General features: G+C 45.3%; 7 protein-coding genes. 6 read left to right on the forward strand and 1 reads right to left on the reverse strand.

What is annotated here, in order from left to right:
• Positions 1 to 320 precede the first annotated feature (320 nt).
• The 5 genes from JGK07_RS32540 to JGK07_RS32560 all read left to right on the forward strand — a co-directional run bounded on the left by JGK07_RS32540 (position 321) and on the right by JGK07_RS32560 (position 3546).
• The gene (locus JGK07_RS32540; protein WP_293198906.1) at positions 321 to 893 is read left to right on the forward strand and encodes a tetratricopeptide repeat protein; all 573 of its coding nucleotides are present in this window, start codon (positions 321 to 323) and stop codon (positions 891 to 893) included.
• Positions 894 to 1106: 213 nt separating this feature from the next.
• On the forward strand, positions 1107 to 1586 hold the full coding sequence (locus JGK07_RS32545; protein WP_293192700.1) for a hypothetical protein: 480 nt from the start codon (positions 1107 to 1109) through the stop codon (positions 1584 to 1586).
• Positions 1587 to 1603: 17 nt separating this feature from the next.
• Positions 1604 to 2086: a hypothetical protein gene (locus JGK07_RS32550; RefSeq protein ID WP_293192698.1), complete on the forward strand. Its 483-nt coding sequence runs from the start codon at positions 1604 to 1606 to the stop codon at positions 2084 to 2086.
• 154 nt (positions 2087 to 2240) lie between these two features.
• On the forward strand, positions 2241 to 2657 hold the full coding sequence (locus JGK07_RS32555) for an aspartyl protease family protein (RefSeq protein ID WP_293192696.1): 417 nt from the start codon (positions 2241 to 2243) through the stop codon (positions 2655 to 2657).
• Between the two features lie 379 nt (positions 2658 to 3036).
• Positions 3037 to 3546, forward strand: coding sequence for a GNAT family N-acetyltransferase (locus tag JGK07_RS32560; protein WP_293192693.1), 510 nt, complete (start codon positions 3037 to 3039; stop codon positions 3544 to 3546).
• A 35-nt stretch (positions 3547 to 3581) separates the two neighbouring features.
• Here JGK07_RS32560 and JGK07_RS32565 read toward each other — a convergent pair whose 3' ends face one another.
• Positions 3582 to 5159 (reverse strand): adenylate/guanylate cyclase domain-containing protein, encoded by a 1578-nt coding sequence (locus tag JGK07_RS32565; RefSeq protein ID WP_293186222.1) that lies wholly within the window; start codon positions 5157 to 5159, stop codon positions 3582 to 3584.
• Positions 5160 to 5246: 87 nt separating this feature from the next.
• Here JGK07_RS32565 and JGK07_RS32570 point away from each other — a divergent pair, with 87 nt between their 5' ends.
• On the forward strand, positions 5247 to 5507 hold the full coding sequence (locus tag JGK07_RS32570) for a hypothetical protein (RefSeq protein WP_293186221.1): 261 nt from the start codon (positions 5247 to 5249) through the stop codon (positions 5505 to 5507).
• Positions 5508 to 5610 lie beyond the last annotated feature (103 nt).

The raw sequence follows: 5610 nt of genomic DNA on the forward strand, positions 1-5610 counted from the left end.
TTCTCCTTTCCCTGGAACTCAAAGAAGTCCCGAACAATTTTTTTTCAATAATAAAGGAACAAATGGAGTCATATTTTAATTGGTATCTCGGTAAAAAAATGAGTAAGATTACTCATTGACAACAGTGCTTTTAGCTTAACTTGTGAGTAATGTCCCAGTTTAGGTAATAGCCTCACAAATTTAGCGATATCTTATGAATTTCAAGGAAGATATTCTGAAGCGGAAATACTATAGCCTTTCTCAAAAAGATGAGGTATGACTGACAGCTTATATAACCCTTAAACTAAGAGGGCCCAAGCCCAACAACGTACCTCATCTTTGTGAGAACCGCTATATATTTGCAAGTATTAGAAATAGACAAACGATCGCTCCAAAAATACCATTTTAGTTTGGCTATTTCTCTCAATAACTTGGCCGTACTGTATCGTTCTCAAGGTAGGTTCTCTGAAGCTGAACCGTTGTACTTACAAGCAGTAGAAATAGACAGGCGAGTGCTTGGAGAAGACCATCCTAGTTTAGCCACACGCCTCAATAATTTAGCTTTACTTTATAAATCTCAAGAAAGGTACTCGGAAGCGGAACCTCTATATGTACAAGCCTTAGAAATATACCGACTATCACTCCCTGAAGACCACCCTAGTTTAGCCATTGATCTCAACAATTTAGCCGAACTTTATAAATCCCAAGGAAGGTACTCGGAAGCGGAATGGCTGTATTTTGATGCAGCGGAAATTATTCGCACCAAATTGCCAGAAAATCATCCTAAAGTTCTCATGTGTTGGAAAAATTATGTTGGATTGTGTCGGGAAGGCATTAGCAAAGGAGATTTGACATATGAGAAATTGCAAGAACATCCTTTCGGGGAACAGTTATTAGCAGAACTTCAGGAATAACAGAAAATTGTATCACTTCCGGTAGTATCGGAATGATATCATAGCGATTGCGATTGCTTCGCTAAGAGCTCGCAATGACATACTTATGTATTTTCCCACTCATCTACTTACGGACTGTAACGAAGTATTCTGATGAAAATCTGCTTTCTGGACTCTTGCGTAAGTGCAGGTTAAGATGGTGGAGATATCAGTAGGAATTAATGCCAAATTGCTATGTTAGTCAAGTCGCTGTCAATTAAACCCCTCTCCAGATTATTAATGGTTTGTGTTTTTGCGATCGCCCTTCTCCTCCTGGGCCCCCATCCAGCCAAAGCCGAATCGCGAGAACAAGCCGTCGATCGATTGACAGACTTCCTATTCTACAGGGTAAATCCTCAACTAAACAATCGCAAACTCCAAACGGACGATCGCGAATATAGCAATCAATGGCAAAAATTACGCGAGGCGATCGATCCGCGAGTCAAGTCGGTACAAGAAGTCTGCTTTAGGCCCGCCCCAGGAGAGACAGGATGGGAATTCACCACAATTAACGGCGAAACTTACGAACAGACTTACGATCGCCTTGCAGATACAATTTTTTACAGCCGCCATCCTCAACGGACTGGACAGCAAATCCCCAAAAGCGATAAAATTGGCATCGGCGAATGGTCAGCAATTCGACGCGAGATGTTTCTTTCTAATTGTGGACTATAAGACTGGAGCGCATCACTATGCTAATTAAATCGCGATCGATCGAGTCAATCTCGAAGTTTTCCGCAGTGTGTATGTTAACTTTTGCCATGTTTCTCGGCCCAAATCTAGACTGTGCTACAGCGCGGGATTTAGAATCACGAACTCAAGCCGTGGATAATCTTACGGATTGGTTTTTCTACAAGGTTAATCCTCAATTAGGCGATCGCAAATTGCGATCGGACGATTCTCCTATCTACATCCGCGAATGGAATGCGATTCGCCGTACAGTCGATCGCGAAATGATTGCTACACCAGGAGATTGCGCCGGTGATGCTTTCTGGGACTTCGACTATCGTTCTCACGGGCGATCGCTTGTTAGCGGAGCCCTCGAAGAGGATCGCGTTGCAGATACAATTTGGACTATCCGCGATCCATCGGGTGACAAAACTCGCGCAGATGTTTCTAAACAACAATGGAAGAAGCTTCGCAACTTAATATTTAGAGAGCATTTTTGCTATTAACGTGCAAGATTTATTAGTAAAAAAAATAGGAATGAATAAAAATATTGCGCTCAATTACAAATATTGTTAAAATATAGAATATGCACCCTAGGTTGTATATTTTTCTATCAAAAATCAACGAAAACATTCTATAGCAAAACAAAAGGATAAAAAAATGGGCAGAGTTACCGCAACAATAACCGTGACCAATCACATTGATGAAATCCTGGGAGAAAGAGGGTTCATCCCCCCAGAGCAAATACGCTCTATCACCATCGATAACGTCTTAGTCGATACAGGAGCAACTCGACTCTGTTTGCCAGCAGATATTATCAGTCAGTTAGGTTTAACCCTAGTTGGTGAAATCCAAGGAAATACAGCAATAGGAGCCAGACAATTTCGTCTGTTCAAAGATGTCAGTATTGCTGTGGCTGGCAGAGAAGGCAGATATGATTGTGTAGAAATTCCCGCAGGAGAAGAACCTTTACTAGGCTTAATTCCCCTCGAAGATTTGGGTTTAGAACCGGACTTGAGAAATCAGCGGTTGATTGTTTTGCCGGCAGAGGGAATGCAAAGCTATATTCGAGTGTAGCTTTCACAGGAATTATACCAATTTAAAACATCCTTGCTACAATAATTGATGTTGAGTTTGTTTTATAAAATATTGTCTATGGTGCGTCGCTCGATAGATTTTTTGCCTCTTTTTGGATACTATCGAGGACGACACACCCTACCAATATCGTTGGTGCGTCGCTCGATAGATTGTTCGCCGGTTTTTGGATACTATCGAGGAATCCACACCCTACCAATATCGTTGCATTGGGAGCATCTCATTTTTATAAAAAGCATTTTTTTCTTATAGTGCGAGCGTCCCCACTCGCGTATCGTATAATACGTGAGCGGGGACAGCACTATTAAATGCAAAACTGAGATGCACCCGTTGCATTGATTTCTCATTCTTGGTATTAGCTATGGATATCCGTACTGAAAAGCCAGAAGATTTAGCAACTGTTCGCAATGTCAATATTGTGGCATTCGGGCGAGAAAATGAGGCAAACTTAGTCGATCGCCTGCGGGGAATTGCATCTACATTTTCCTTGGTTGCGGTACAATCGGATCGAGTAGTCGGACACATTTTCTTCAGTCCGGTTGTCATCGCAGGAGAATGTTCTAGCACTTTGTCAATTCTGGGGTTGGCGCCAGTCGCAGTTTTACCAAACTATCAGCGGCAAGGTATCGGATCGCTGCTGATCCGCGAGGGTTTAAAACAGTGCGCCCGATCGCACTTTCAGGCAGTGGTTGTGCTGGGATCTCCTGATTTCTATTCGCGTTTCGGGTTCGTTCCTGCTAGTAGCAAGATGTTGCGATGCGAATATGATGTACCTGATGAAGCTTTTATGGTGTTGGAGTTAGAAAGAGGTGCTTTGCAGGATTGCAGCGGAACGGTGAAATATCGATCGGAGTTTAGTCTGTGCGAGTAGCCAATAATACCACTTGCCTAGGTCTTAAAATTTATTTAAACGCTGCCTTTTCCCCTCTCCACCTTTGAACCGTGCAGCACAAAAGCCGGAGTCAGAGCAGATTTGCCCTTCAAAGAAACAGCTCCCAAAGCCTCGCAATCGAAGTTTAGCCCGATCGACTCAAACACCCTTTCGCCAATCAAAATTTCATTTTCCCCCGCCTTGCTCATCAGCCTAGCAGCCGTATTCACCGTATCGCCGAGGATATTAAACTCCCTGCGCCCTCGCGGTTCCCCAACCTCAGCAGCAAACACAGGGCCCCGAGACAGCCCAATTTGACAGCTTACTTTCACATTTTCACCGCCGATAACGATCGGAGGTAAACTGGCAATTAGATCCCGAATTGCGATCGCCGCACTCGCCGCGCGACGTGGATCGTCGGTATGAACGTCCGGTACACCAAAATAAATCAATATATCCGAACCGTCTAAATGCGCCGTTACTTTTTGCAAGACGCCCCCTTTCGCGGACACCACAGCATCAATTAGCGCAAACACGCGAGAACAGCCCAATACCAGATTAGCTTCCTCCGCTGGCGTTGCTTTGTCCACCAACTCCGGTAAACCGATCAAGTTGACAAACATCACCGTCGGTTCGGGAAAATCCGGCGGGATTTTCCGCCTGTCGGCATTTTCAACCAGCAGTCTCAAGATGGTTTTGGGAATATAACTAGCAAGGGGTTCAACCCGCTTCACAGCTTCCTCAATTTCGCTCACCAAACCCGATACCGTGCGATCGAGCAATATCGAACTTGGCATCCGCCGCCCAGTCAAAGTAATATCGTACTCTCCGAGTAGATCGTCCGTGAAATCATCTGCCACCAACAAATAACCGGGCTTCCACGATTCAAAACGAAATTGCTCCCCCAAAGACGAACTAGCAGTTTCAGTCAAACACACCCGCCCCACAGTCCCAGAACCCTCAGCCTGCTTGGCTTGCTGGACTGAATGCCCCAGCAGTACGTGAGCCATCCGCAGCGGTGTACCGATATCAGCACTAATATAGCGACCGCAATGGATACCCACCCGCATCCTCAAAGACAAAACACCCCGTGCCGTTTCGATATTGGCAAATTTAGCCATCGCCCGCTGCATCCGCAAACCCGCCCGCACCGCCCTAGCTGTATCCTCCTCTTGGTCAATCCCTCCCAGAAACTGCACCAGCAGCGCATCTCCTGTAAACTCCAGCAAATCCCCCCCCGACTTGCTGACGATTTCAATCATTGAGGCAAAATAGTCGTTAATCACCCCCAACAGCGTTTCAGCGCCCTTGCGCCCCTGGGCTGTGTTTGCTTCCAACAGCGACGTAAACCCAGCTAAATCTGTGAATAGCAAAGTGCCTGTTTGCCATTGGTAGCGAACCTCCCCAGGGTTGGCCGGAGATTCGGACACGGGCCTGGGCACGTAGTCGTGGAGGATGTAGCGGAGACTCCGCAGGTGCTCGAAAACCCCCATTAACGTCGCCGGCGATGGATCTACCCACGCACCAGCGTAGAGTTCAGACGAAAGGAGAGCTCGCAGTCGCAGTTCGATCGCAGCCAAGGGAGGATTGTAAGTTAATGTATTAATTTCCACCTAGTCTATTCTTAAAAAATAAGGTAAGTTCGATCGATCTCAAGCCAAAACCAATAGCTAGACCTATACCATTATCATAAGTTTCCCGTGACCCGATACCAGCCCAACTCAGAACACCGGATAGAAATTTCCCAAAGTCACAGCTTGATCGCTCCCGATTTGATCCGAGTTGCTCGATCGGCCTATGGTATGTATTTGAAAGTGCATTCCGAGCAGATGCAGCGTCCTGCCGGTGTAGTTGTCAGTCAAGGAAGCGATCGAGGTCAGCTAATTTTTGCTTCGCATCCCGTTTTGTTGCCCGGTGAACGTTTTGTTACTTTTGACGAAATTGAATCTCAAATGTATTAGGCAGTTGGTAATTGGTAATTGGTAATTGGTAATTGGTAATTGGTAATTGGTAATTGGTAATTGGTAATTGGTAATTGGTAATTGGTAATTGGTAATTGGTAAT

The sequence above is a fragment of the Microcoleus sp. PH2017_24_DOB_U_A genome (assembly GCF_020738205.1).
Taxonomy (GTDB): domain Bacteria; phylum Cyanobacteriota; class Cyanobacteriia; order Cyanobacteriales; family Microcoleaceae; genus Microcoleus.

What these genes read in the sequence shown, in the direction of transcription:
- JGK07_RS32560 (WP_293192693.1), top strand. Translation starts at nt 3,037, where the DNA reads ATGGATATCCGTACTGAAAAGCCAGAAGATTTAGCAACTGTTCGCAAT.
- JGK07_RS32555 (WP_293192696.1), top strand. Translation starts at nt 2,241, where the DNA reads ATGGGCAGAGTTACCGCAACAATAACCGTGACCAATCACATTGATGAA.
- JGK07_RS32545 (WP_293192700.1), top strand. Translation starts at nt 1,107, where the DNA reads ATGTTAGTCAAGTCGCTGTCAATTAAACCCCTCTCCAGATTATTAATG.
- JGK07_RS32550 (WP_293192698.1), top strand. Translation starts at nt 1,604, where the DNA reads ATGCTAATTAAATCGCGATCGATCGAGTCAATCTCGAAGTTTTCCGCA.